23 protein-coding genes are annotated in these 26,195 nt (G+C 32.2%); 8 read left to right on the top strand and 15 right to left on the bottom strand.

What is annotated here, in order from left to right; translation table 11 throughout:
• Positions 1-56: 56 nt before the first annotated feature.
• The 3 genes from Q1B37_RS15880 to Q1B37_RS15870 are packed head-to-tail and all read right to left on the bottom strand — an operon-like array spanning position 57 to position 3,741.
• The gene (locus Q1B37_RS15880) at positions 57-1,952 is read right to left on the bottom strand and encodes a peptidase M61 (protein WP_299900018.1); all 1,896 of its coding nucleotides are present in this window, start codon (positions 1,950-1,952) and stop codon (positions 57-59) included.
• 5 nt (positions 1,953-1,957) lie between these two features.
• Complete coding sequence (locus tag Q1B37_RS15875; protein WP_299900015.1) at positions 1,958-2,764, bottom strand: Cof-type HAD-IIB family hydrolase; 807 nt, start codon at positions 2,762-2,764, stop codon at positions 1,958-1,960.
• Positions 2,765-2,805: 41 nt separating this feature from the next.
• A complete protein-coding gene (locus Q1B37_RS15870; protein WP_299900013.1) occupies positions 2,806-3,741 on the bottom strand; it encodes an alpha/beta hydrolase in 936 nt (311 codons plus the stop codon).
• A gap of 153 nt (positions 3,742-3,894) precedes the next feature.
• Between Q1B37_RS15870 and Q1B37_RS15865 the strand changes: the two genes are divergently transcribed.
• Entirely contained in the window at positions 3,895-4,677 is a 783-nt protein-coding gene (locus Q1B37_RS15865) for a S1/P1 nuclease (protein ID WP_299900011.1), read from the top strand.
• Positions 4,678-4,681: 4 nt separating this feature from the next.
• Here the strand turns inward: Q1B37_RS15865 and Q1B37_RS15860 are convergent, their stop codons facing one another.
• Positions 4,682-5,545, bottom strand: coding sequence for an AraC family transcriptional regulator (locus Q1B37_RS15860; RefSeq protein WP_299900008.1), 864 nt, complete (start codon positions 5,543-5,545; stop codon positions 4,682-4,684).
• Positions 5,546-5,751: 206 nt separating this feature from the next.
• Between Q1B37_RS15860 and Q1B37_RS15855 the strand changes: the two genes are divergently transcribed.
• Positions 5,752-6,165: a DoxX family membrane protein gene (locus Q1B37_RS15855; RefSeq protein ID WP_299609236.1), complete on the top strand. Its 414-nt coding sequence runs from the start codon at positions 5,752-5,754 to the stop codon at positions 6,163-6,165.
• Positions 6,166-6,209: 44 nt separating this feature from the next.
• On the opposite strand, the gene Q1B37_RS15850 is transcribed toward Q1B37_RS15855, so the two are convergent.
• The 3 genes from Q1B37_RS15850 to Q1B37_RS15840 are packed head-to-tail and all read right to left on the bottom strand — an operon-like array spanning position 6,210 to position 7,633.
• Positions 6,210-6,812, bottom strand: coding sequence for an alpha-ketoglutarate-dependent dioxygenase AlkB (locus Q1B37_RS15850; protein ID WP_299900006.1), 603 nt, complete (start codon positions 6,810-6,812; stop codon positions 6,210-6,212).
• A 12-nt stretch (positions 6,813-6,824) separates the two neighbouring features.
• Positions 6,825-7,172: a hypothetical protein gene (locus Q1B37_RS15845; protein WP_299900003.1), complete on the bottom strand. Its 348-nt coding sequence runs from the start codon at positions 7,170-7,172 to the stop codon at positions 6,825-6,827.
• Positions 7,172-7,633, bottom strand: a complete 462-nt coding sequence (locus tag Q1B37_RS15840; RefSeq protein WP_299900000.1) for a hypothetical protein — start codon at positions 7,631-7,633, stop codon at positions 7,172-7,174. The genes Q1B37_RS15845 and Q1B37_RS15840 overlap by 1 nt, the downstream gene beginning before the upstream one ends.
• 274 nt (positions 7,634-7,907) lie before the next feature.
• On the opposite strand from Q1B37_RS15840, the gene Q1B37_RS15835 reads away from it, so the two are divergent.
• The gene (locus Q1B37_RS15835; protein WP_299899997.1) at positions 7,908-9,125 is read left to right on the top strand and encodes a M12 family metallopeptidase; all 1,218 of its coding nucleotides are present in this window, start codon (positions 7,908-7,910) and stop codon (positions 9,123-9,125) included.
• A gap of 77 nt (positions 9,126-9,202) precedes the next feature.
• Here the strand turns inward: Q1B37_RS15835 and Q1B37_RS15830 are convergent, their stop codons facing one another.
• A complete protein-coding gene (locus Q1B37_RS15830) occupies positions 9,203-10,051 on the bottom strand; it encodes a DUF6503 family protein (RefSeq protein ID WP_299899994.1) in 849 nt (282 codons plus the stop codon).
• Positions 10,052-10,295: 244 nt separating this feature from the next.
• On the opposite strand from Q1B37_RS15830, the gene Q1B37_RS15825 reads away from it, so the two are divergent.
• Positions 10,296-12,572 (top strand): S9 family peptidase, encoded by a 2,277-nt coding sequence (locus tag Q1B37_RS15825; protein ID WP_299900065.1) that lies wholly within the window; start codon positions 10,296-10,298, stop codon positions 12,570-12,572.
• A gap of 86 nt (positions 12,573-12,658) precedes the next feature.
• Here the strand turns inward: Q1B37_RS15825 and Q1B37_RS15820 are convergent, their stop codons facing one another.
• The 5 genes from Q1B37_RS15820 to Q1B37_RS15800 all read right to left on the bottom strand — a co-directional run bounded on the left by Q1B37_RS15820 (position 12,659) and on the right by Q1B37_RS15800 (position 18,061).
• Positions 12,659-13,267 (bottom strand): MarR family winged helix-turn-helix transcriptional regulator, encoded by a 609-nt coding sequence (locus Q1B37_RS15820; protein ID WP_299899991.1) that lies wholly within the window; start codon positions 13,265-13,267, stop codon positions 12,659-12,661.
• A 52-nt stretch (positions 13,268-13,319) separates the two neighbouring features.
• The gene (locus Q1B37_RS15815; RefSeq protein ID WP_299899988.1) at positions 13,320-13,583 is read right to left on the bottom strand and encodes a DUF2024 family protein; all 264 of its coding nucleotides are present in this window, start codon (positions 13,581-13,583) and stop codon (positions 13,320-13,322) included.
• Between the two features lie 7 nt (positions 13,584-13,590).
• Positions 13,591-14,313: a hypothetical protein gene (locus Q1B37_RS15810; protein ID WP_299899985.1), complete on the bottom strand. Its 723-nt coding sequence runs from the start codon at positions 14,311-14,313 to the stop codon at positions 13,591-13,593.
• A 63-nt stretch (positions 14,314-14,376) separates the two neighbouring features.
• Positions 14,377-14,610, bottom strand: a complete 234-nt coding sequence (locus tag Q1B37_RS15805) for a thioredoxin family protein (protein ID WP_299899982.1) — start codon at positions 14,608-14,610, stop codon at positions 14,377-14,379.
• A gap of 175 nt (positions 14,611-14,785) precedes the next feature.
• The gene (locus Q1B37_RS15800) at positions 14,786-18,061 is read right to left on the bottom strand and encodes a DUF2723 domain-containing protein (RefSeq protein ID WP_299899979.1); all 3,276 of its coding nucleotides are present in this window, start codon (positions 18,059-18,061) and stop codon (positions 14,786-14,788) included.
• A gap of 520 nt (positions 18,062-18,581) precedes the next feature.
• On the opposite strand from Q1B37_RS15800, the gene Q1B37_RS15795 reads away from it, so the two are divergent.
• On the top strand, positions 18,582-18,932 hold the full coding sequence (locus tag Q1B37_RS15795) for a hypothetical protein (RefSeq protein ID WP_299899976.1): 351 nt from the start codon (positions 18,582-18,584) through the stop codon (positions 18,930-18,932).
• Between the two features lie 163 nt (positions 18,933-19,095).
• Here the strand turns inward: Q1B37_RS15795 and Q1B37_RS15790 are convergent, their stop codons facing one another.
• Together Q1B37_RS15790 and htpG are read right to left on the bottom strand one after the other, a co-directional pair.
• Positions 19,096-20,082 (bottom strand): response regulator transcription factor, encoded by a 987-nt coding sequence (locus Q1B37_RS15790; RefSeq protein WP_299899973.1) that lies wholly within the window; start codon positions 20,080-20,082, stop codon positions 19,096-19,098.
• 138 nt (positions 20,083-20,220) lie between these two features.
• Positions 20,221-22,107, bottom strand: a complete 1,887-nt coding sequence (htpG, locus tag Q1B37_RS15785) for a molecular chaperone HtpG (RefSeq protein WP_299899970.1) — start codon at positions 22,105-22,107, stop codon at positions 20,221-20,223.
• Positions 22,108-22,361: 254 nt separating this feature from the next.
• On the opposite strand from htpG, the gene Q1B37_RS15780 reads away from it, so the two are divergent.
• The 3 genes from Q1B37_RS15780 (at position 22,362) to Q1B37_RS15770 (ending at position 26,148) form a co-directional block, all read left to right on the top strand.
• Positions 22,362-23,027 carry a TetR family transcriptional regulator C-terminal domain-containing protein gene (locus tag Q1B37_RS15780; protein WP_299609262.1) on the top strand — a complete coding sequence of 222 codons (666 nt, stop codon included), beginning with the start codon at positions 22,362-22,364 and terminating at the stop codon, positions 23,025-23,027.
• 36 nt (positions 23,028-23,063) lie between these two features.
• Positions 23,064-24,371 (top strand): AarF/UbiB family protein, encoded by a 1,308-nt coding sequence (locus tag Q1B37_RS15775; RefSeq protein ID WP_299899967.1) that lies wholly within the window; start codon positions 23,064-23,066, stop codon positions 24,369-24,371.
• Positions 24,372-25,137: 766 nt separating this feature from the next.
• Positions 25,138-26,148: a 3-oxoacyl-ACP synthase III family protein gene (locus Q1B37_RS15770; RefSeq protein WP_299609266.1), complete on the top strand. Its 1,011-nt coding sequence runs from the start codon at positions 25,138-25,140 to the stop codon at positions 26,146-26,148.
• Positions 26,149-26,195 lie beyond the last annotated feature (47 nt).

Below are 26,195 nucleotides of genomic sequence, written 5' to 3'. Positions count from 1 at the left end.
ATGAGATGTGTTGCAAAATACAATTTTTGAAATTAACACAAAGATATAGTATCACTCTAGTCGTTAATCCAACTTTTTAAGGTAGAAATTTGTTGGGTGGTTGCATTTGGATTCTCCTTTAGAATCACTTTCTCTATTGTTGGCGTAATTACTTTAGAATTAAATTTAAGTACTTGATTATTCCGTTCTATAGTAAATAAAATGTCATCTCCAACTTTCCACTTGTTAGAATCGCTAAACAGATCATAGATATTTTTAATCGAATATTCTTTTGTATTAATTCCTAGTAAGATATCATTCTTTTTAATGCCTACTTTTCTAAGAAAGTTACTTCGTTCTGCCCCTTCGGTGAACATAACTTTTTTTGTGCTTTCAGATCCTTTAATAAAAGGCTCTTGTTCATGAATGAAATAACCTGAAGGGATTTCTACCGAATTATAAATTAAACCAACTTTTTTAAGGTAAAAACCATAATCGATAGGTATGTTATTGATCACGTGAGCATTTAAAAAATCAGCAACTTCTGGATATGAAACCTCTTTAATAATTTCAATTAACTCATCATCTTTAAAAGGTTTTTCACTACCAAACCTGCCTGATAATCCTTTAATCAAATCTAAAATGCCATAAGCTCCAGAACTTTTTTCACGCATTATTATATCAATACACATGGAGATGAGTGCACCTTTTTCATACACGTTCCGATAGTTTTCTAAGTAAGGGCTTTGTAATATGTTTTTACTCATTTCGGCAAAAGAGTGAGTATCATCAAAGTTTTTAGAGTTATTAATTTTTTCAAGTATTCTTTCGAAAAATACTTCTTTACCGATAAGAGCCTGATTTATTTGAAATAATAAAGAGAAATATTCCGTAGTTCCTTCATATAGCCATAAATGCTTGGACATTTTAGGAGTGTTGTAATCAAAATCATGTATTTCTTCAGAATGAATACTTAACGGTGTTACAATATGAAAAAACTCATGAGAAACAACATCGGTTAATGATTCATCTAATTTTTCTAAAGGAATAGATTCTGGTAACACGACTACAGTGGAAGTATTATGTTCTAAAGCACCAAAACCTTTTGCATCACCATTTTTAGCAGTAGAAAGATACAGTAAAACACTATATTTTTTTGTGGTGTTGATATAGCCAAGAAAGTTCTTTTGGGCTCGTATCATTCTTTCCATTTGAGGCATCAGCTGTGCCGCTCGGTGAACTCTGTTGGGAGAGTATACGCTTAATAAAACCTCTATTTCATTAATGTTAAAAGTTACTCGATCTGGAACAGTATACATAATAGGAGAATCTGCCAAATCTGCATATCTTTTAAAAATAAAAAGATCCGTATCGTAGGTTGCCCCTTTCGGAGGATCTTTTGGTGAATATTCTGATAAAGAAGTTGAGGCTTCCATATCAATAGGGTGTTTAATGAAGAGATTATATTTTTTCTCTTTCATTTTATCAAAATATCCAATGAATGCATAGAGATTAAGGATAAAATTTTCATTCGGAGAAATATTCGTTCCTGTAGGAGAAAAAACTTGATGAGTTTCTTCAATATCAAAAGTGTCATTTACCAGATAGGTAATCTTTCTTAAGGAATTAGAGTTGCTAATTTTCCATCTATTATCACCAAGTTTTTCGACATCAAGTTCATTATCATCAATATCAAAAGCTTTGAATTGTTCTACATATTTTCCATAATTATTATTTTGATAAGTACCAGGAACAATTTTTGGTAAATAATAACTAATAGTATCGGTTTCTATATTGCTAATCTTTAACTCAACTTGAATTTTATCTTCAATGATATTTACTAAATCTAATGAAGCAATAACTGGGGTAACATCCAGTTTTACTGTTGGCTCCACAGATTTACAACCAATAGCAATTACGAATAGCAAATAGCAGAGAACAAACGCTCTAATTGATTTAATTTTTCTTAGCACAAGTATTAGATATGGTTTTTAATATAGGTTGCTACTCCATCTTCTTTTCCAGATAAAGTAACTACATCAGCAATTTTTAAGGTCTCAGGTTTTGCGTTTGCCACTGCCACTCCAGTACCAACAGCTTTTATCATAGCAATATCGTTATAATTATCCCCAAAAGCTACAGCATCAGATAGTGAAATTTTGAAATGAGTATCTAATAATAACTCAATAGCCGTTAATTTTGAAATACTTTTATGAGCAATTTCTATATAAGTAGGTTTGGATCTATAAAGATGTAAGGAATTACTGTAGTTGCTTTCTAAAAAATGATACGCTTCATCAATGTACTTTTCCTCGCCCATACACATGATTTTATGAGCACCTTTATTTTCTACCTTCCAATTGTCAATAACTTCTTTGGTTGGTTTTACTACAGGATTTACTTTGGTGTTTTGAGCTTCTCTATTTGCCCAAAAATCCATAGACGGAACAAACCAATCATCGTTATGGTATAGGCTTATATGAAAAGAATTTTCATTATTAAAATTGTGTAATTCATGAATGACTTCAGGGGCTATAAATGTTGAATGAATAGGTTTGTTATCAACCAATATAAGACCGCCATTATAGCAAATTAAGGGCAAGTGAGTAATGTCTAACTCTTTTTGCAAATGAGTCATGGCACTCGGCATTCTTGAGGAAATCAGTATTACAGGAACCTTGTCTTTAATTCTTTTTATTTCTGAAATAGTAAAATCTGAAAGCTCTCTTTCTGCATTTAACAGCGTACCGTCAATGTCAGAAAAAACAATACTAGGTGAATTCAATTCTGAAGGATTAGGTTAGCGATTCTTTTTTCTAAAGGTAGCTATTTTTTTGCGAAACTTGCAATAGCTGTTGTCACTTCAGGCATAATTTCTAGCCAATATTCGTTGTAAGATTTATGATTTTCTAACCTACTTCCCTTTATTTCACGGAGAATATGGTTCATATTTTCTATAAGAACATATTCGGCATTAGGAACAGCTTCTTTTAATTTTTCCGCTTCAGAAACTTCTACCTGAAGGTCTTTGTCACCTTGCAGAATGAGTATAGGAATGTCTAAATTTTTGATTTCTTCAGAAGGAGTGTATTTTAACCAAGACTTCATAAATGGTTGTAGTTGATACCCAAAGATGGATTCTAGAGCTGGATCGTAATTCATTGCTCTTCCTTTTTCCTTAAGGTCAGAAAAAGCTACAGCAGCACTTTTATCTAGACCAGGAGCTTGTTTTTCTAGTTGCTGCACAACAATTTGATCAATAGATTGTGCATTTCCTGCAATAGAAATAAAACCATCCACATTATTTTTTGCTGCAATCATACCTATTAGAGATCCTTGTCCATGCCCAGCGATAATGATTTTGGTATAATTTCCATTTTTTTGAAAATAGGATACTACCGCAGCAGCATCTTCTATAAAATGATCTATCGATATTTCGTTTTCACGTATGCCGAAAGCATCAATTTTAAAAAGCCGTTTGTCATATCGATACGAAGCTACACCTTGCTTTGCCAATTGAGTGGCTAATAATTTGAACGCATCATTTTTAGACATTCGGTCATTTCCCTCTCTATTAATAGCGCCCGCATCCATTATAAAAATCACTAATGGAACCTTGTCATCTGAGTATGGTGTAGCTAAAGTACCTTCGATAAAACGATTGACTCTAACAACAGCAGAATTATATTCTTTTTCTTCTTTCTCTTGCGCTAAACAAATAGTAGTTAAAGCTATTAGAAAAATTGAAAATCGTACTTTCATATATCAAGGGGTTTACAACACTATATTTATGAAACGACAAAAATGTTGCCATATTTTGGATATAGATTCTTTTGATAAAATATTCTTAGTTAAACGAGACATTTAACGATTCACTAACATACCCTTTTTTATCTTTGTGGCAAAATTCAATACATGATTGTTCGATACATTACATTTTTATTTATATTACTTATTTCATATAATATCCAAGCATATACTGACGATTGGGGAAAAACTGGACATAGGGTTACGGGACAAATTGCTGAAAAATATCTTACCAAAAAAGCTAAAAGAAACATCGATAAATTACTGAAAGGACATGGTCTGGCATTTGTTTCGGTTTATGCGGATGAAATAAAAAGTGATGATCAGTACAAAGGATATAGTCCATGGCATTATGTTAATTTCCCTTTTGGTAAGAAATATGGAGAAGAGACTCCAAGTAAGTATGGAGATTTAATAAAAGGAATTGAAAAATGTGTAGCAATATTAAAGGACGAAAATACTTCCGAAAAAGAAAAGGAATTTCATCTTAAATTATTAGTTCATTTCGTAGGCGATTTGCACCAACCGTTGCACGTTGGTAAAGGTGAGGACAAAGGAGGGAATGATATTCAAGTTCGTTGGTTTAGAGATGGTTCTAATCTCCATAGAGTTTGGGATAGCGAGATGATTGATTACTATGGTATGAGTTATACCGAACTTGCAGATAATGCAGATGAATTGTCTTTGTCCGAAATATCAGCCATCGAAAAAGGAGATGTGCTCGATTGGATTTATGAATCGCAAAACTTGGCAAAACAAGTATATGGATCGGCTAATGTGGGCGAAAAATTAGGGTACAAATATATGTACAACTATTTTCCAATAGTACGATCTCAATTACAAAAAGGAGGAATTCGATTAGCCAAAATGTTAAATGATATTTTTGGGTAAACTCTTACTCACTTACTGTTGTTAAGTCTTTTCGATACTGTTTAGGAGACATAGAAAAATATTTCTTAAAAGTCTTTGTAAGATGACTTTCATCAGTATATCCTAATTGGTATGCGATCTCTGCAATAGTAAATTCTGTATTTTGTAATCGGTACTCTACCAGTTTCATTTTGTATTTGGTAACATATTGGTGAATAGATTCTCCGGTAGCTTTCTTAAAATAGGTGCTGATAGAACTTTGAGACATATTAAATTTATCCGCCATATAACTGATCTTTGTTAAATCATTGTCATATACGTTTTGTCTAATATGACTTAAGATTTGATCAATTCTAGAATCTGTTATGGATACGTTTCTTTCATGACTGCTATATTTAGCAGAAATATTACGAACGATAATACTTAAAATTGTACTGATCGCATTAGAGATAATTTCTTGATAATAAATTTTTTCATTTTTAAACTCCTCCATCACTACATTATGAATATCCCATATGATATTTCTGTCTTCTTCATGAGTGATCACATCACCTGGGATGATATTAGGATGATGTAAGAGTTGCTCAATTCTTTGTAACCAGTATTTCCTATCGGGTAAGTTGACTTTACTGGAAAATAAAAGCTCGGTAAATTTGAAATGAGTAAATCTAGAATGTTTTTCAATTTCGAAATGATGTGTGTCTTCAGGAGCTAATAGAAAAATATCATTTTTCTTATAACGAAATCTTATACCATTTATAGTATGATACCCACTTCCTTTTTCTACAAAAATAATCTCAAAATAGTTGTGATTATGTGGTTCTGCTTCCCATTTATCAAATGCATATTGATGTACAACAAAAGTTTCATGTAAGGTATATCGATTCATTATCAGTGCTTTCTTTTGTTTTAAAGTTACAAAAATAAAATCAAACAATATAGTGATTTTGTACTTGTATTTTTAGTTTAAATTATTCAATTGTATTGATATTTAAGGGGTTATGTTTTAATTGTACAAGTTGTTTGCTAAATTTTACAAGTTGTTTTTTGCACTTGAGATATATTTTTGTTGCCCAATTTTTCACACAAATGCATATGAAGTTTAAAGTATATCTATATATGATATCAAGGGTGCTTTTTGGTCTCTATTTGGTAGTTCATTCCGTTTATAACGTTTTTATATATTCAGAATTTCTAAAAGAAATAAATACTTATTTCGAATATACAGAGTGGTTTACGCATCCGCTGATTGAATCCCTTGCTCCATTGGTTCCTTTTGAAGAGTTTATATTAGGGATGTTTTTGGTACTTGGAATTTTTACTAAAGAAGTCCTGATATGTGCGTTATTATTGTTTTCTTTTATATCACTTTTCTTATTGGATGCTAATTTTCCGTTTTTGGCTATAATGCATGCGATGTTTTTTGTGATAACCTTAATCTTATTGAAGAACAACAATTATAATATTAAGTCGATGGATTATCATAGAGATTTGTATAATTCTATATGATCATTCTATAAAACGAAGTGTAGCCGATTTTTATAAATCCAAATTTATTGGATAATCCGAAACGTAAGATTAATTCTAGGTTTTTGTATTTTCTTGGATTTCGGAAGTTGATGTAACCAGTTTTCTTGTGTTTTTCCTTTCATTATTAGCAAACTTCCATGTTGGAGTAATATTTTTTGCTTTAGATCTTTTGTTTTGTGTTTAAAATGAAACCACCTTTCTTCCCCAAAACTAACCGATGCTATTGTAGGTTCTTTTCCTAATTCTTTTTCGTTATCAGAATGCCAACCATTACTGTCTTGGCCATCTCGATATAAATTAAGCAAACAGGTAGTAAAATGTTCAGAGGTTATCTGTTCGACCTTTTTTTTAATAATCAGTAGCTCGTTTGTAAATTGATGAGGTTGCATGGTGATATTGGAATACGAATATGTGTTGTTATTATTGGCATATAAAGCAGTAAGACGAGGTTGTGGATATACTTTGCCAAAAACTTTGATATCATCTTGTTGCCATTGTATAGTAGTGCTGAGTATTTCAAATAAACTATCTGCTTCTTTTTTGTCTAAAAAGCTCGGATAGTAATGCGCCTCACCATCAGGTAGTGTAATTGGGATATGTTGGTTTTGATGGGTAAAAAGATCCAAATTAAATATGTTTTAGGTATATAAATATGCCCAATATATTAAACCAAATTGAAGTAATAATCGTAAAACAAGAATTGTTTTAGGCAATCCAAGACCTGCTTTTTGATGCACCAGCATATGAATATGTACAGGAAAAAACAAAATAAGCATTGTAACAATTCCCCATGCTGCTGCAGATTTTGTTGTTACAAATAATAACCCAATTCCTGCTGCGATTTCGGTTAAACCGCTTAAGTAAACAAGTTGTCTATGATAGGGAATATACAAAGGCATGACTCTCATAAAAGCTTTAGGTTTTACGAAATGAAAAATACCTGCAAGAATAAAAATACTGGATAAAAGAAATAAATGCCAACTCATTAAAAACCTGTAGTTTTTTCTTTTCCAGAACTACTCAATGCGAAATCTTTACTCCTGGTCATTTTTTTGATAAAACCAACTTTTCTAAATCTTAAAGCACTCCAATCTTCGTCAATAGCCACCTGTCTAACGGCTTCCAAATTGTAATCCCCTAAAACACCCCATCCATGATCTCTTGTGATTTCAGAACTGTATTTTTTGGAACTTTTTTTAGGGTATGCAAACCACAATACCGCATCACCAACCAATTTTGGATATACGGTTTCTATACGATTTTCAATCTGTTTTTTTTCAGTGACAAATACTAAAGCAAAATCAACTTCGGATACCTGAATTAAAGATTCCTTTACCGTAACATCTTTCAAACAATCTAATTCTTTGCAGAAACCTTCTGGCTCGTTTAATATTAAAATTTCATCAAGAGAAGGAGGAAGTTGAAGTTTTTTAAATAAAGGAGTCATGAGAAAGAATTTTAATTTATATCTGCTAATTTGTGTGCTATCTAAAGATACAAAAAAAATAAGATTAGTGAGATAGATTTTAACGTGTCATGCATACAGATTAGGTTCAATTATTCGCACAATGATAATAAGATAAATGTTATACGTAAAAACGAATACTTTTTTATATGGATCGGTTTTATACGGTTAGAATGCACTTAGTATTTTACAGTTAAAAAAATTAAGAGGAATCCATACTATTGTATAAACTTTTATACCTAACACAAACTCAACCATGAAAAAGTATTTCACATTATTTGTGGGATTGTTTCTTATTTCCACAAACGTATTATTTATTTCCTGTGAATCTCAGGAGTTAGAATCAATCGATCAACAAAATCCACTTGAAGATTTCATACTCGAACAAGCATATCCCGAAGAAACTGGAGAATTAATTCAGATTTTATTAGAAGGAGAAGAAGTAGCGGTAGAAAGTGTAAATAAGCATTACATTTTAGAAGGAGATATCAAGGTTTTACCATCAGAAACAGACAAAGGTGTTGGTAGAGTAGGAGGTAGATGGCCTAACAATACAGTGTATTATGCTATCCAAAGTGGAATGCCTAATCAAGCTCGTATTACGAATGCAATTGCCCATTGGGAGTCTAAAACCGCGCTAAGGTTTGTGAAACGTACTAACGAGACCAATTATGTATACTTTAGAAATGGATCGGGTTGCTCTTCATATGTTGGTCGAATTGGAGGTCGACAGGAGATTACATTAGCTAATGGTTGCTCTACCGGAAATACAATTCATGAAATTGGTCACGCTATTGGATTATGGCATGAACAAAGTAGGAAAGATAGAGATCAGTACATTCAAATTCTTTTTGAAAATATACAAGATGGAAGAGAATTTAATTTCAGAACATATACAGAACAAGGACAAGATGGAAATGAATATACTTCTAGTTTAGATTTAGGAAGTATTATGATGTACGGTTCTTACGCATTTTCTAAGAATGGACAACCAACTATTACAAGACTTAACGGAAGTACATATAATGCGCAAAGAAATGGATTGTCTAATAGTGATGTAGAAGGAATTAATAAGATGTACCCTCCAAGTACTGCTGCCGGAATCATTACATTAAAAGGAAACAATAATCAGTATGTAAGTAGTGAAAATGGAAGTAATCCTATGAATTGTAATAGAACAACTATAGGATCTTGGGAAAAGTTTGAAGTGATTACTCTAAGTGGAGGAAAAGTTGCACTAAAAGGTAATAATGGTAAATATGTGAGCAGCGAAAATGGAGGAAAACCAATTACTTGTAATAGGTCTCAAGTTGGTGCTTGGGAACAATTTACCTTGGAAAATCTTGGTGGAAATACCTACGCGTTAAAAGGCAATAATGGAAAATATATAAGTTCTGAAAACGGAACAAAACCAATGACCTGTAATAGAACAGCTATAGGGTCTTGGGAACAATTTGTGATATCCGGATTGTAGACTGACTGTGTGAACTGGATTATGTAAGTGGAAAAACACCGCCATGTGAGCGGTGTTTTTTTTATGTATTGAAACGGTTATTCAATAATCTTAGAGTTTCCAGGATCATCAAATAAATTTCCTTCATCTTCAATAAAAGTAATGTTAGAAATGGTAGCTTCTCCCAATTTGTCTGTCATTCCTTTTTCAGCAGTCCAACCATAAAACTCCCATGCAGTAGCAAATAGAATACCATCTACAGGTTTAAAATCTTTATATTGTATCGCATGAGGATCTGCTTCGGCCTTAGAAATATCTCCATCACTTCCAAAGGTTACAATATAAGCTGCTGCCTGTAGTAACTTAGCATCTGGATCTGCGTAGATTACGTACCAATCATCAGGAGCATCTCCAACACCATCTTCAAAAGTAAGCTTGGCAGTACTATGGGTTTTGTCTCCTAGCTTACGATCTTCTTGCATTTCCCATTTCGTGCCAGGATCACTGAATTTATAAGGGAACCCAAAAAAGTAAGTCCAGGTAAACATATCAAATCGTGCTCCTTGATCATTAGCATCTGCGGGATACAAGAATACTTTTTCACCATCATACACTAGGGTACTATTATCTTTTTTGTCGATTCTAATTTTTGAAGAGTTGGTAAGCATCGTAATCTTTCCTTCTAAATGTTCCTTACCATTAAATAAAATTTTGATATCAAAACTTATGGCTTTGTGTTTTAGGAATTTTTCTTTTTTGTGAGCTTTTTCGATACTCTTAATAAAATGGTCGGTGATAGATAAAGCTCCATCTCCAATTCCTCCATCAGCTTCTACAGGAATTTGTTCTATTTCTTCTTTTACTTCAGGAACTACTTTTTCTTCCTTTTTTTTCTGATCACATGCCAATAGACAAAGGGTTATCAGAGCCAATATTATTCTTTTCATAGTAAGGTTATTTGTGTTAATAATCTAAAATAGTAAAAGCGCATCTAGTACTATAATCTTTATGAAAATTGTAACAGATATTATGATTTACCGTCAAGGTATTTTGAAATTAAATTTTGTTAATTTTTTTAAATAATGTAACAAAATTGCCTTGTCGATTACTAATTCCGTATATCTAAATAATTATCATCAATCTAATAAAAATCACATGAAACAATTATCAAAGAATTTTTTGAGTATCTGTATGGCCATGCTTTGTATGGCATTTACTCAAATATACGGTCAGGATGCAATAGGAACTTGGAAAGGTAAATTATCTGTACAAGGAACGGAAGTACCTTTAGTATTTCATATAGAAGAGAAAGAAGGAGCACTTTCTTCTACGATGGATAGTCCTGCGCAAGGAGCTTCTGGAATTCCAATGGATTCCACAGTTTTTGAAAACAATCAATTAACTTTGATCTTCAAACAAGCAGGGATTAAATATATAGCATCTCTGGAGAATAGTAAATTAAAAGGAACTTTTTATCAAGGCGGAATGGAACTACCATTAGAAATGGAAAAATCAGAGAAAACGATACCTGGAAACCCATCATTGGTTTCTTCGGATTCGGAATTAGAAAAAATGGCAAATTTGGATCAAGGCAATTATAAGTATTCTGTAGAGGATTATTTTGCAAAACCAAAAGCTAGAAGTTTTCAATTTTCTCCAAATGGAAAGTATCTTTCTTATCGAGAGAAAGATAGTAACAGTAAAAATCATGTATACGTAAAGGATATCGCAACTGATAAAGTAACCCGAGTTATAGAAGAAAAAGAAGAATTAATACGTGGGTATGGTTGGGCTAATAATGAGCGATTAGTATATGTTATGGATAAAGGTGGAAATGAAGACTACCATCTTTTTGCGGCAAACATAGACGGAACCGATCAGAAAGAATTAACTCCTTATGAGGGTGTTCAGGTAAATATATTAGAAGGTTTAAAAGAGGATAAAGATCATATGATCATCTCTATGAATAAAAATAATAAACAAATCTTTGAGCCTTATAAAATTAATATTGTTACAGGAGAGATTAAGCAATTATTTACCAATGACGATGCTTCAAATCCAATAGCAGGATATAGTTTTGATAAAGATGGTAATCTACGAGGATATGGAAAAATAAGAGATGGAGTAAATGTAGATTTCTATTACGCTAAAGAAGATGGGAAATATGAGGTGCTTAAGCAAATGAATTGGAAAGATACGTTTTCCATCCTAAACTATGATTATTCTACAGATAATCCTCATGATGCATATGTAGTATCTAACTTAGATACAGACAAGTCACAAATTTATTTATACGACTTAAAAAAAGACAAAGTAATAAAGAAGTTATTCTCTAATGATAAATATGATGTCTCTAATCTTTCTTTATCTAGAAAAAGGGGATATGAATTAGATTATTTCTCTTATCAGGGAGAAAAGAGAGTAGTAGTACCAGTAAGTGATTATTATAAAAAATTACACTCAAAAATCACTAAAAAATTTCCTGATCACCAATATTCAATAGCAGGAAAGACGGATGATGAAGATAAGTATTTGATCTTCTTACAAAGTGATAAGTTATATGGAGTGTATTACTCTTATGATGCTAAGAAAGATACCTTTAAGCTATTGTATAATTTAATGCCTCAGCTAAAGGAGAACGATATGGCAGAAATGCGTCCAATTACTTTTAAGAGTAGAGACGGTTTAACAATTCATGGATATATTACATTGCCTAAAGAAGCTATCCAAGGAAAAAAAGTACCATTGGTAGTTAATCCTCATGGAGGACCACAAGGTATTAGAGATTCTTGGGGATTCAATCCAGAATCACAATTATTCGCAAGTAGAGGATATGCAACTTTACAGGTGAATTTTAGAATTTCTGGAGGATATGGTAGAGAGTTTTTAGAAACAGGATTTAAACAGATCGGTAGAAAAGCGATGGATGATGTAGAAGATGGATTGCAATACGTTATTGATCAAGGATGGGTAGATAAAGATAAAGTTGCTATTTACGGTGGTAGTCATGGTGGATACGCAGTACTACGAGGATTAACAAAAACACCAGATTTATATGCTTGTGGAGTAGATTATGTAGGAGTATCTAACTTATTTACGTTCATGAAAACAATTCCACCATATTGGAAACCATATTTAAAAATTATTAAAGAAATCTGGTATGATGAGGATGTAGCTGAAGAAAAAGCAATTATGGAAGAAGTATCACCGGTGTATCAAATCGATAAGATCAAAAAACCTCTGTTTGTGGTACAAGGAGCTAACGATCCTAGAGTAAATATAGATGAGTCTGATCAGATCGTAAAAGCATTACGTGATAAAGGATTTGATGTTCCATATATGGTAAAATATGACGAAGGCCATGGTTTTGCAAAAGAAGAAAATTCTATAGCGATGTATAAAGCTATGATGGGATTCTATGCAAAGCATATTGGTAAAAAGGAAACAACAAAACCTGTAAAGGGTTAGTTGGATTCATTTCTTAGAAGAACGGGACTTATTATCTTCTACGAAATATATCAAAACCTCCTGAAAACTTGGGTCAGGAGGTTTTTTTATGCCTTCTCTTCAAATTCTGGACAGTCTAATCGAACTGTATTTGATGAAATATCTTTTCTAATAAGATTACAATAACCATTATTAGAATCTTTAGATTCATAATACTTACATGCGTAACATGTTCTTTGAATAGTGATAACTCCTGATTTATGAAGTTTATGAATCAAAGTACTTATTGTACTAAAAAGTGATTCTTGCTCCTGTACAGTAAGTTTAGAAATTTCCTTTTTAATTGGATTCGCAAAGAGTTCGGTTTCGGAAACCTTTTGCTCACCACCTTTAGTTAAACTGATGAAATAGCTTCTGCTATCTGATGAGGTTTTGTTTTTTGAAATCATCTCCTTTTGTTCCAAAACTTTTACAGCATCACTAATGGTTGGTTTTGTAAGATTAAATTCCTTAGCCAAATGGCTTACAGTACATAGTTTATCGTCGTGATACGCTACAAAAATTAGTATTTGTATCTGGATAGGACTTAGTTTAACTTCTTTTGCATGTTCCCATAAAAGAGTCCTGAAAGCTTCAGAAATTCGCTCTAAACCAATCACGGTTTTTGCATTGATATCATCATGCTGAAAAGGAATATTAAAAATACTTTTATTCATACTGTATAGGAGTTTTAACTTTTTCAAAGTTAGTAATCCTAATTAATTATTTCTAACTACAATTTTCCATTTCAAAAATACTAAACCCAGTTGTCTCTATATCCTGGATCATACCATCTGGCGCTTTCTGAATATGACAAAATTTACATTCGTTAGAAGTTAACGTACCAGTCTTAAAACTTTTTGTGTCCAGATATTTTTTACCGTATGCTAATATTTTGTTCTCGTCAGTGATGTGATCTGGAACTAAAATGTCGAAGTGCATCAATCGACCATCTGTTCTGCTTACATAGGTGTCCCATACTGCTATTTTCATATACTCATTATTTTAATTGAACTTTATAAGGAAGCGAAAGATCTTTACTTAGAACACTATATACCTCATACACACCCAACATTGGAAGATTACTCTGTTCTGTGTTTACTTGCATAAATGCGGCTACCGCATCAAACTTAAAATTAGTCTTATGGCTAATTCTATAGTTTGGGATAATAACTTTTATACTATTTCCTTTGGTAATAACCTGAAATCCTGGCGAATCCATAAACATTGGCATACCAGGATTGGTAGGAGGAAGTTGAATAGAAGGATCACCTTTTTTAAATTGTTTTACGGATAATCCGCCTTTTACTCTGTCATCTTTTTGAAGCACCACCCAATGTGGATGCCATATGATTCCATCGTTGTTATAGTTTTGATCTAGGTTTTCGTCCCACAAAGGAGTATCATCAAAATCGGGATGAGAGGTTAAAGCTAACGCAACAATACCTTCTGTTGCGCTAAAACCAACATCAGTAGGAGCAAGCGAAGTAGGAAAAACATATCCAAGCACTGGTGCGTTGTGCAGTTGTCCGGCAGGTGTTGGTGTAGTGGCTCCAGCAATTCCATGTACCTTAATTTCCCATATGGTAGTTGATAATTCTTGCCAATGGGTAACACTAGCGTCAATAATTTTAAAATCACTAGTGCTATAATTTTTGCATACTGGGCAAGCAACTAAGCTGCTGCTCCAGAGTACAATCACTAAAAAAAATAAATGTTTCATAGTTTATAGTTTTTAAAATAGACAGGATTAAATTAGGAATCCTAACTATTTGAGTTAAATTTTTTATTTTTTTAGATCAGAAATGGATGCTCCAAAATTGATATGTAATACATTTCCATTTGGAGTAACCAGTGCGGGAACGGATTGCACACCCGACATTTCTGCGGCATTAATACTGGATTGTTCTTCTCCTAAATGGATAATTTCAACGTTAGGAGCACCTACTAGATTGATGATATCATGTTCTGCACTAATGCAAACTGGACATCCGGCGTGGTAAAAAATTGATTTACTCATTGTAATGGTATTTATGATTTATAATTAATTTCAGTGCAAATATAGTAAGGAATCCTAACTAATATAAAAATTTAAATAAATTTAACATTTTGATGTTATTAAGAATGATGATAATAGCATTTATATTCAGCTAAAAATGTTTGCAATTGTTAATGAAAGATTACCCTTGAGTAAGCTATTCTATTTCTTGTTCTAATCCTAATTCTTTTAATAAATCCTCACTGTTTTCTGGTTCTGAATCGGGTTTAGGTAGCTCTTTTTTTGCAAAAAATCTCGGAAAAAGATTGATATACTGATTAAAAGTATCAATTTCCTGATCGATAAGGTCATCATCTTTGTTCGTAACTAATGTATCTATAAGATCTCTGTAATAGGTTACGTTATCCATGATGTTTTCGAAATGTTCATACTGTTTTTCATAAGATAAACCAGAAAAATAGATTAATTGTTCCTGGTATTTGGTTGCTACCTGTTTCCATAATGATCTTGCTTTTTCTGTCTTGTCAATCTGATAATAATTTTGAATAAAATCGTGAAGTGGCGTATAGTATTCGTAGAATTCTAAAGGAAATTTTTCTAGCCCAAGATCTAAGATTTCTTCAGCTTTCTCGGTTTGATTTTCCTTTATTAACTGCTCTGCCAGTCTGCTTAGATTTGTTCTGTATGAAATGCCATTGCGTCTGGTTTCGGTATCATGATAAATCCCTGTACTATTTCCGTTTCCCCAATCCCAGTTCATCACATTTTTATACATAACTTCTGTATTCACTCTACCTAATTGATATGGATTCGAAGGATTTACTTTAGTCTTAATAGGTACTAGTTTATACGTCATACCGTCTAGTTGTAGATAATCTTTCATCCATATATAATCATCATCGCCAAAACTACCTCCTGTGAAATATATAGGGCGTTCCCAATCGTTATTAGCTATGATATCTAACATCACTAATCTATGTTTTGGAATATAACCACCTTTTAAATGAATATCGATATAAGGAACAATCTTATCTGCATCTTCCTTAGAAACGATACCATTTTTAAGAACTTTTTCTTTATCAACAGGAATCCTAATGTTTTTAGTGGGAAAGGTAGATACCGTTTTCCCATTCATAAGTTCACCCTTTGTTCTCGGATCATTAGAGGTTATCCATCGCATCCAGTTTTTAATATGCATCGTATCTTTAGTAACCTCTTTGAAATAAATTACATCGTTGTTTCCATACGCATAAAATGAATGCTCTAATCCCGAAGGGACAGGTTTCCCTTCATAAGCGGCTTTTTTCATCTGATCAACGTACCAATCGGTAGCCAAAAGATTTGTAATGAGAATACGAATATCGGTGCGGTATCCTTCTATTTCTTGTAAATACCATAAAGGGAAGCTATCGTTATCGCCAATAGAAAATAGAATTGCGTCTTTTTGACAAGATGATAAATACGTTTGTGCAGAACCCTTGGCGGTATACCTATCGGAACGATCGTGGTCATCCCAGTTCTGAGCGATTAAAATTGCTGGTGCGCCTAACAATGAAATGATAATTGCTACATAGGAAGCATGCTTGGAGTGTACATAGTTTTTAAGTAGATCAAAAAGAGCAAAAACTCCAAATGAAATCCAGATAGCAAAGACATAAAAAGAACCTACTAAGGCATAATCTCGTTCTCTCGGTTCAAAAGGTCTTTCGTTTAAATAGATCTTTAGCGATAAACCTGTAAACAAAAAGAATATAAATAATACCCAAAACATTTTTTTATCAGTTCGAAATTGAAAAACAATTCCTAACAACCCTAAAATTAAAGGTAGAAAATAGTAGGTGTTTCTGGCTTTGTTATTCGCAGCATCAGAAGGTAAATTGTCCTGAGAACTAAGATGAAACTTGTCGATAAATTCAATACCACTTAGCCAATTACCATGTAAATCGGTTAATCGTCCTTGTACATCATCTTGTCTACCAACAAAATTCCACATAAAATATCTCCAATACATATAATTGATCTGATATTGAAATAGATAAGATACATTGTCCCAAAAAGAAGGAGGTTGTATGTCTAAAAACTGACCAAATGATTCTAAAAATTTATGATAGTCATTATTATCTAACTCTCCTGAAGCGTATTTTTTTCTGAAATCGATAACAGTTTCGATGAGTTCTTGTTCATCCTGAAATTCTGTTTTTATTGAGAACTCTAATGGCCCACTAAAGATCATATAATTACTAATGTGCTCTGTACTCCACATTCTTGGTAATAGAGTCTTATGCGTATTATCTAAGTTTTGTCTGGCATTTTTCCAGTCATTTACGATAATGTATTTTCCAGAAGAGGTATCTTTTTCATATTTAGGCTTATCATCTAAATAAGGTTCATTCTCGTCGAGATTTCCATAGATCTCAGAAAATTGAGGACCATAAAAAAGATATGTCTTTGGGTATTGTTCTAGATTATAATAGGCTAGTAGTTCTCGAGCATTATTCGGATTATTTTCATTAATTACAGTGCCACTATTAGCTCGCACCGGAATCATTAACCAGCTAGAAAAACCAATTAAAATGAATGCCAAGCATAATAATGAAGTATTTAATAAAGGATATGCTTTCTTTCGAGTATATCTCAATCCTGAATAAAAAAGTACCAGGATGCTTATAACAGATAATATAGTTCCAGAATGAAAAGGAAGTCCAATAGTATTTACAAAAAATATTTCTACAAAACTGATGTAGGTCAGTGTGTAGGGAATGAACAATTTGAAAATGAAAAGCAATACCGCTACTACAATGAGATTAGCAATAATAAAATTCTTTATGGTAATACTTTTATAATTTTTAAAATAGTAAAGCATGCCTATCGCAGGAATAGAAAGTAATCCCATAAAATGTATTCCAAATGATAATCCTATAACAAATGCAATTAGAATGATCCATTTATTTCCTTTTGGAGTATGCATATCACGTTTCCATAATAAACCTAAGTAAAACATAACAGATAGTATTAGTGTGGCCATTGCATACACTTCGGCCTCTACCGCATTGAACCAAAAGCTATCTGTAAAAGCAAAACCTAAGGATCCCACTATAGCACTACCTAAAATAGTAAAGGGTGTATTTCTTGTATTGCTATTTATGGTGGAAGCTAAATCTCTTAGAAGTATAGTGATTGACCAAAACATGAACAATATGGTAAATGCACTGGCTAATGCGGATGTAAGATTAAGAGTATAGGCAATCTGTTTTGGGTTGGTAGCAAAGACAGAAGCAAAGGCACCGATCATCTGAAATAGGGGAGCACCAGGCGGATGTCCAATTTGTAATTTTGAAGAAGTTGCTATATACTCTCCTACATCCCAGAAACTATTGGTGGGTTCTACAGTTTTGATATATACTCCTAAAGAAATTGTAAAAACTAACCAACCTAATAATAGGTTCCATTTTTTAAACCGATTGATCTGCATCTGATTTGATTGTTTCTCTTTTTTAAAGTCAAATGAAATCTAAAAATTGGATGAATCGAAAGAATGATGGTCGTAAAAAGGAACTAGTACCGGTATGATTTTATGAGAAATCCCTGTAAACAAAGAGTTTATAAGATGTGAAACAAGAGTAGCAAAAGAATGCCAATCTCAATAACAAACTTTTTGATGTAGGTTATTTAAAGATTACAACCCTCCGCATTTATCTAAGGAATAAACTTTTTATTTAGTAACTACGTATTAATTATTTCTTAAAATGTGTTTTACACCGATTATTATAGTTTAAATGCTGTTTTATAGGTGGTTTGATCAATTTTATACCGTTAAAAATCCTACAAAATGACAAAAATTACGTGTATTTTGTACGGTAAAACCGTAAAATTTGTGTATTTCATCGATTTAAAAAACCACTTTGTCTAAAAGTTTTTAAAAGATTTTATGGAGAGGTTTTTTCGACTTAAATTTACATCAGTTAATCAAAGTAACTTAAGCCCCCAATACTATGAAAGCTATCTTCTTTACCATCGCAGTTTTATTTTCTACTCTTACTATTACAGCACAAGATGTTGCTACTAATGAAGTTAACACATCTATCGAAAATGTAAAAAGTACTAAAACTGATTTTTTCAAAGCATTGGTAAAAGCGAATAACTTTGATATTGCAATTAAAGAAGTAAAGAAAGAAGTTGCTACTAATAAGAATACTACTAAAACTGAATTTTATAAGAGCTTATTAGAAAAAAATGGTTTTACTACAGATATTAGAAAAACTACTAGATTAACTAATGTAATCGATACAAATAAAAATACTCAAATAACTCAAAAAAATACAGTGGCTAGTTTATTACCATAATTTAGAGGTCTAAGAAATAGAATATAACTCATAGTAAAAAACTCCTTCTAATCGAAGGAGTTTTTCTTTTCATATGTTTTTATGTATATCATAAACGTATTCTCAATTGTAAGGAATCTATTTAAGTAGAATGGTTTCCAGAAGAAAGTAATATTGGTTCGACTTATTTGTTTTTTATTAATAGTTCTTTTCTGCTCGTAATATTTAATTTGCTGTAAATATTAGAAATATGAGTTTTCACCGTATTTACACTAATAAAAAGTTCATTTGCAATTTCCTTGTTGGTTTTTCCAGAAAGAATAAGCTCTTTAATAGTGTTTTCCTGTTTGCTTAATGATGAGGTAATAATGGTATTTTGTGCTTTTCTTCTTTTACGTAACACTAAGAAAATAAGGCTCCCAATTATTAATATAGCAATACCGTTTAGTAACATACTAACAGAATATTTTTGTTCAGCTTCTTCTTTGTAAACTAAAGAAAGCTTATTCTCTAAGTATAAAAATAAAGCAGGATCAATCTCACTAGATTTTAGTTCTTTTAAAAGACTTGTGTAATAGGAAGTGTTTTCCATAATGTCTTTATCCAGAAGTTTCTTATCATCCAGCTTTTTGATGCTAATTAGTTTTACTAACAAGATTTGAAGTGAATCTTTAATATATCCCTTTGTTCTAAGAAGATACTGGTCAGTATCAAAGCCGTCATGTAAAGTGTCAAATTTAGATTCGAATTTCTTCAGTTGTTGCCATTCTTTGTCAGCCTTGTTATTCGTGGTATATGTTTCAAAAGGAGAAGATCCTTTTTCAAAATGTATAGAATCGTTTTTAGATAAAATGAATAATTTAGAGTCTTTGTTTTGTTTATTGGTAGTAGATGCTGCTGCAGGTTCTAATTGTATCTTGTATAAATGGTCTTTAGAGGTAAACCATTTTTGATCAAAAGAAAAATACCCTTGTTCAGAAATGTTGGTAGAAGCTATTATAGTATACGAATAACTTTTGTCAGTATCATTTAAATCTACTTTACTTAGGTGAATTTTTTGTTCTACATCTTTATTACTTTCCAGAGGAATATAACCAGAGACGATGTCTTGCGCAATCCCTTGAAAACCAATAGAAAGTATTGCTATAAAAAGAAAAAAACTGTTATTCATTTGTTTCCGTAATCTTTATAAAGAAAATGATATGGTAAAAATACTAAAATATGAAATATCCAGATTTGGATAATAAAAAACCGCTTCAATTTCTGAAGCGGTTTCAATTATATTCTATAAGAAGATAAACACTTTTGTTTATTTAATCATTTCAAAACTACGCTTGATAAATTCTGTCAATTCTTCACCTTTCAGTAAATTTTGAGATAATCTAGCAAGGTCTAAGGATTGCTTGATAAGACGTTCTTTCTTTTTATCTGTTTTGGTATCTTTTATCTGACTGATCAAATCATGATTGGTGTTTACGATTAGATTATACATCTCTGGCATATTACCAAACATATTCATTCCTCCACCACCAGTTTGCTGCATTTCTTTCATACGACGCATAAATTCTGGCTGGGTAATCATAAATGGAGAAGCGTTACTATCCATTGCTTCTAGTTGTACTGTATATGTAGAAGTAGGGATAACCTTTTCTAAATCTGTTTTTAAGGTTTCTTTTTCTTCATCAGAAAGTTTAGAAATGGTTTCTTCGTCTTTTTTGATAAGATTGTCGATGTGATCACCATCTACACGAACAAAAGAAATGTTTTCCTTACTAGTTTCTAGTTTTTGAATTAAATGAGAAACAATAGGTGAGTCTAATAATAGAACTTCGTATCCTTTATCTTTTGCAGCAGCAATATAAGCGTGTTGCGCATCTTTATCAGAAGCATACAGGACTACTAGCTTATTGTCTTTGTCTGTCTGATTATCTTTTATTTTCTCTTGTAATTCTTCAAAGGTTAGGTACGTGTCATCTACGGTTGGGTATAAAGCAAATTTATCCGCTTTTTCGAAGAATTTTTCTTCTGATAACATTCCGTATTCGATCACTACTTTGATATCATTCCATTTCTTTTCAAAGTCTTCTCTATCATTCTTAAATAGAGAGTTTAACTTATCTGCTACCTTTCTAGTGATATAACTAGAAATCTTTTTTACAGCCCCATCAGCCTGTAAATACGATCTAGAAACATTTAAAGGAATATCTGGAGAATCAATCACACCGCGCAGCATAGTAAGGAATTCAGGTACTATACCTTCTACATTGTCTGTTACAAATACCTGGTTTTGATATAACTGAATTCTATCTTTTTGCATATTCATATCCTGCCCAAGCTTCGGGAAATACAATATTCCTGTTAGATTGAAAGGATAATCTACATTTAAATGAATGTTAAATAATGGCTCCTCGAATTGCATAGGATACAATTCTCGGTAAAAGCTTTTATAGTCTTCATCCTTTAAATCTGTTGGTTGTTTAGTCCAAGCTGGATTTGGATTGTTGATGATATTATCCACCTCTTGAGTAGGTGCTGGATCTTCTTCTTTAGCATCCTCTGGTTTTGGTAAGGTTTCAGTTTTTGTTCCAAATTTGATTGGAATAGGCATAAACTTATTGTACTTCACCAAAAGTTCGCTTATTCTGTTATCCTCAAGAAATTCAGACTCTTCTTCGCCAATATGTAAGATGATTTCGGTTCCTCTTTCGGTTTTATCATGTGCTTCTAAAGAGTAGGTTGGAGAACCATCACAAGTCCAGTGAGCAGCAGGCTCATCTTTATAAGATTTTGTAATGATTTCTACTTTATCAGCTACCATAAAAGCCGAGTAAAAACCTAATCCAAAATGACCTATAATACCAGAATCTTTGGCGCTATCCTTATATTTTTCTAAGAACTCCTCCGCTCCAGAAAAAGCAACCTGATTGATATATTTTTCTACCTCTTCAGCAGTCATACCAATTCCCTGGTCAATAATATGTAGTTGTTTATTCTCTTTATCAATCTTTATTTCAATTCTTGGGTCACCATATTCAATTTTGGCTTCACCAATATTGGTTAGATGCTTTAACTTTAATGTTGCATCTGTTGCATTAGATATTAATTCTCGTAAAAAAATCTCGTGATCTGAATACAAGAATTTCTTAATCAAAGGAAAAATGTTTTCAACCGATACATTAATACTTCCTGTTGCCATTTTTTTATGTTTTAATTTTTATTAGCACTATTGTGTCTCTCCATAGACAAAAAAAGTACCAATCCTATATTGCTGACAAACTGACATTATGATCAAATTATCCATAATACGTAAGGATAATAATTGAATTGCGTCTACTTAAATATTAGAACTTTAAGTTTCATTTTTTATGAAACAACTTTAACAATTTTTTTGTTTAGGTTTTTTTAAAAAAAGTTAAACAATGACTATCTTTACTCTGTAAATTAATAGATATGGCATCATCCAGTAAAAAACAAACCGTAGACAGTCAGTACATCATAACTAAGTATATGAATTATGTTTTAGAGCATGATACATACCCTAAGTCGGTGTATAAATTTTGTAAAGAGTCAAAAATAAAAGAAGAAGAGTTTTATGAGTTCTTTGGTAGTTTGGATAGTGTAAACAAAGGCATTTGGAATACGTTCTTTAGTACTACTATAGACGCGATGAACAATAATAAAGAGTACGCTCATTTATCTAGTAAGGATAAAATGCTGACGTTCTTTTTTACGTTTTTTGAAATGTTGACATTGAACAGAAGTTACGTGCTATTAGCGCTACAATACCATAATATGCCTCTTAAGAATTTAACTCAGTTAAAAGGACTAAGAATGCATATCAAACATTTCGCCAAGGAATTGATCGAAACGGATAATGATGAAAAGTTATTTAAAATAGCTAAAAATCCAGTTTCCGTGTATTCAGAAGGAGCTTGGTTGCAATTTTTATTCTTATTAAAATTTTGGATGGATGATGAATCTGCTGGTTTCGAGAAAACCGATATTGCTATCGAGAAATCAGTGAATACCATATTTGATTTATTTGATAATACACCACTAACTAGCGTTTTAGATTTGGGGAAATTCCTCTGGAAAGAAAAAGCCATGTGGAATTAATAGTTGAAAGTAAGATTGTAGAAAGAGAAAAGGAATATGAAGACAATTGATAAAATACCCACTTCCAAACTAGGTAGAACCACAGAATTGGTAAAGACTGGTGTAAAAGTAGGAGGGAATTATCTGAAATATTATAGTAAAAAAGCGATAAACCCTAACATTACTAGAGATAAGCTAAATGAAGATAATGCCGCTGATATTTATGACGGATTAAAAAATTTAAAAGGTAGCGCATTGAAAGTAGCGCAGATGCTTTCTATGGAGAAAAACATATTGCCGAATGCCTATGTTGAAAAATTTTCGCTATCACAGTTTAGTGTTCCGCCATTATCAGCTCCTTTAGTAAGAAAGACATTTAAGAAATATCACGGAAAATATCCGGAAGATTTATATGATACGTTTGCAACTCAATCTGTTAATGCCGCCAGTATCGGACAGGTACATAAGGCCGCTAAAGACGGGAAAAAACTTGCTGTGAAAATTCAATATCCTGGAGTTGCAGACAGCATAAGTTCTGATTTGGCGATGGTAAAACCCATCGCCATCAGGATGTTTAATTTAAAAGGGAAAGATTCTGATAAGTATTTTCAGGAGTTAGAAGGGAAATTACTAGAGGAAACTGATTACGTATTGGAAGTAAAGCAAAGTAAAGAAATTACAAACGCCTGCGCTAAAATTGAAAATCTAAAGTTCCCAAAGTATTACGAAGATTTATCTAGTAAGCGAATCATTACGATGGATTGGATGGATGGAGAGCATCTTAGTGAGTTTGCAAAACATAACGAGGATCAAGAAAAAGCCAATAGAATAGGACAAGCTCTTTGGGATTTTTATATGTATCAAATGCATATCCTGAAAGCTGTGCATGCGGATCCACATCCTGGTAATTTCTTGGTAGATAAAGAAGGAAATCTGATCGCAATAGATTTTGGATGTGTAAAGAAAGTACCGTTGGAGTTTTATACTCCTTATTTTGAATTAGCTGAAAGAGAAAATATAAATAATCCAGAATTCTTTGCTCAAAAGATGTTTGAACTCGAAATACTCCGAGAAGATGATTCTGAAGAAGAGAAGAAATTCTTCTCGGAGCTATTTTATGAGATGTTAAGTTTATTTACAAAACCATTTAATGAAGAAGTTTTTGACTTCGCAGATCAAGAGTTTTGGGATAAGATAACAGAGTTAAGTGAAAAATATTCTAAAGATACAGAGCTTAGGAAAATGAATGGAAATAGAGGAAGTAAGCATTTCCTATATATCAACAGAACATTCTTTGGGTTGTATAACTTATTACACGATTTAAAAGCAACAATTCGTGTGAAAAATTTTGAAAAGTACCTTTAGTCAGTTGCTAAGACTGGCTTTGGTTTGTTTATTTATTGGTTAGGTTGTTAGAAAGGCATGCTGTGGTTGGCGTGCCTTTCGCTTTTTTAAAAGAAAACATTTTACTAGTATAAACACTTTTGTGGAGTTTATGTGTCATTCATCGAAAAAAAGAAAATTTCCACAAAGAAGTCGCTCTTAACAAATTTTCTGTTTATCTAATTTTATACCTGACAATACTTATTTGCTTTAACCACAAATTAGGTATTACAAACGATAAATCAGATCGGGAAAAAGAATAGAGATATGAATGTGCAGTCGATATATAATACCAAAAGAATAGATACTTTAGAAACTACGTTTTCCGTGTATCTTAATCAAAGATTAAATGTTATTTATATCGATTTGCATAGGAATGATGCTAACGTTTTTTATAAGATCTATAACAGAAAAAGAAAGCTCGTAAAAGAAAAATACAATCTTTCTCAGAGAAACACTTTATCTCTTCATTCTTTTCCCACTGATTTATATATCATCGAGGTTAGTGATGGTATACATAAAGTTGTGAAAACTATTTTGAAACTTACATAAGTACTATACGTTTTCCAAAAAAGCTCTAATCGTTTTTAATGATACGATAAGAGGAAATATTTGTTATGCATGCATACAATAAGCTTGTACTTTCTTTTATCAAAAACGTAAGAATACATATCTTGCCCTGCAGTTTTTTTAAACTGAATAGTAATAATTAATTATTACGCACAATACACACTCAATATTATAATATATGTATACTTCAAGAGTAACAGGATTAGGGAGTTATGTTCCTGAAAATGTTGTAACTAATGACGATCTGTCGAAAATAATGGATACAAATGATGCTTGGATTCAAGAGCGTACAGGTATTAAAGAAAGACGTCATATAAAAAAGGGAGATGGTAATAGTACTTCTATAATGGGAGTAAAAGCAGCAAAAATTGCTTTAGAAAGAGCAAACCTAACGAAGGATGATATAGATTTTATCATTTTTGCCACATTAAGTCCTGATATGTATTTCCCCGGAGGAGGCGTTAGAGTTCAGGATATGATGGATATGAATACAATTCCAGCTTTGGATGTTAGAAATCAATGTAGTGGTTTTGTATATGCTGTATCCGTGGCGGACCAGTTTATCAAAACTGGAATGTACAAAAATGTACTGATTATTGGAAGTGAGAATCATAGTGGAGGTTTGGATATGACAACAAGAGGTAGAGCAGTATCTGTTATTTTTGGTGATGGTGCAGGAGCTATGGTTTTATCTAGAAATGAAAAAGAAGATGGTAGTGGAGTATTATCTACGCATTTGCATAGCGAAGGAGCGCATGCTAAAGAATTGTCGTTAGAAGGACCAAGTACTGAACATTGGGTGCCTGAGATTATAGAAAAGAATGATCAGGAGAATATCACGTATTATCCATATATGAATGGACAGTTTGTTTTTAAAAATGCAGTAGTACGTTTTTCTGAAGTTATTAACGAAGGCTTACAACAAAATAACTTATCTCCATCGGATATAGATATGCTTATCCCGCATCAGGCGAATCTTAGAATTTCTCAGTTTGTACAAAAGCAGTTTAGATTATCTGATGATCAAGTGTATAATAATATTCAACGATATGGTAATACAACGGCTGCTTCGATCCCAATTGCACTTACAGAAGCCTGGGAAGAAGGAAAGATTAAAGAAGGTGATGTTGTCGTTTTAGCAGCTTTCGGAAGTGGATTTACATGGGGTAGTGCTGTTATAAAATGGTAACCTGATCAAACGACCGTATAAAATAAAATCGCGAAACTCATGGTTTC

Source organism: uncultured Aquimarina sp. (assembly GCF_947492965.1).
Lineage (GTDB): Bacteria > Bacteroidota > Bacteroidia > Flavobacteriales > Flavobacteriaceae > Aquimarina.
Note: the sequence above shows the minus strand (reverse complement) of the source record. Positions and strands in the feature narration are given on the sequence as shown.

Excerpts from the sequence above, each read along its gene's own strand:
- Q1B37_RS15870 (WP_299900013.1), bottom strand. The coding sequence starts at position 3,741 with ATGAAAGTACGATTTTCAATTTTTCTAATAGCTTTAACTACTATTTGT.
- Q1B37_RS15865 (WP_299900011.1), top strand. The coding sequence starts at position 3,895 with ATGATTGTTCGATACATTACATTTTTATTTATATTACTTATTTCATAT.
- Q1B37_RS15860 (WP_299900008.1), bottom strand. The coding sequence starts at position 5,545 with ATGAATCGATATACCTTACATGAAACTTTTGTTGTACATCAATATGCA.
- Q1B37_RS15855 (WP_299609236.1), top strand. The coding sequence starts at position 5,752 with ATGAAGTTTAAAGTATATCTATATATGATATCAAGGGTGCTTTTTGGT.
- Q1B37_RS15845 (WP_299900003.1), bottom strand. The coding sequence starts at position 7,172 with ATGAGTTGGCATTTATTTCTTTTATCCAGTATTTTTATTCTTGCAGGT.
- Q1B37_RS15840 (WP_299900000.1), bottom strand. The coding sequence starts at position 7,633 with ATGACTCCTTTATTTAAAAAACTTCAACTTCCTCCTTCTCTTGATGAA.
- Q1B37_RS15835 (WP_299899997.1), top strand. The coding sequence starts at position 7,908 with ATGAAAAAGTATTTCACATTATTTGTGGGATTGTTTCTTATTTCCACA.
- Q1B37_RS15830 (WP_299899994.1), bottom strand. The coding sequence starts at position 10,051 with ATGAAAAGAATAATATTGGCTCTGATAACCCTTTGTCTATTGGCATGT.
- Q1B37_RS15825 (WP_299900065.1), top strand. The coding sequence starts at position 10,296 with ATGGCCATGCTTTGTATGGCATTTACTCAAATATACGGTCAGGATGCA.
- Q1B37_RS15820 (WP_299899991.1), bottom strand. The coding sequence starts at position 13,267 with ATGAATAAAAGTATTTTTAATATTCCTTTTCAGCATGATGATATCAAT.
- Q1B37_RS15815 (WP_299899988.1), bottom strand. The coding sequence starts at position 13,583 with ATGAAAATAGCAGTATGGGACACCTATGTAAGCAGAACAGATGGTCGA.
- Q1B37_RS15810 (WP_299899985.1), bottom strand. The coding sequence starts at position 14,313 with ATGAAACATTTATTTTTTTTAGTGATTGTACTCTGGAGCAGCAGCTTA.
- Q1B37_RS15805 (WP_299899982.1), bottom strand. The coding sequence starts at position 14,610 with ATGAGTAAATCAATTTTTTACCACGCCGGATGTCCAGTTTGCATTAGT.
- Q1B37_RS15800 (WP_299899979.1), bottom strand. The coding sequence starts at position 18,061 with ATGCAGATCAATCGGTTTAAAAAATGGAACCTATTATTAGGTTGGTTA.
- Q1B37_RS15795 (WP_299899976.1), top strand. The coding sequence starts at position 18,582 with ATGAAAGCTATCTTCTTTACCATCGCAGTTTTATTTTCTACTCTTACT.
- Q1B37_RS15790 (WP_299899973.1), bottom strand. The coding sequence starts at position 20,082 with ATGAATAACAGTTTTTTTCTTTTTATAGCAATACTTTCTATTGGTTTT.
- htpG (WP_299899970.1), bottom strand. The coding sequence starts at position 22,107 with ATGGCAACAGGAAGTATTAATGTATCGGTTGAAAACATTTTTCCTTTG.
- Q1B37_RS15780 (WP_299609262.1), top strand. The coding sequence starts at position 22,362 with ATGGCATCATCCAGTAAAAAACAAACCGTAGACAGTCAGTACATCATA.
- Q1B37_RS15775 (WP_299899967.1), top strand. The coding sequence starts at position 23,064 with ATGAAGACAATTGATAAAATACCCACTTCCAAACTAGGTAGAACCACA.
- Q1B37_RS15770 (WP_299609266.1), top strand. The coding sequence starts at position 25,138 with ATGTATACTTCAAGAGTAACAGGATTAGGGAGTTATGTTCCTGAAAAT.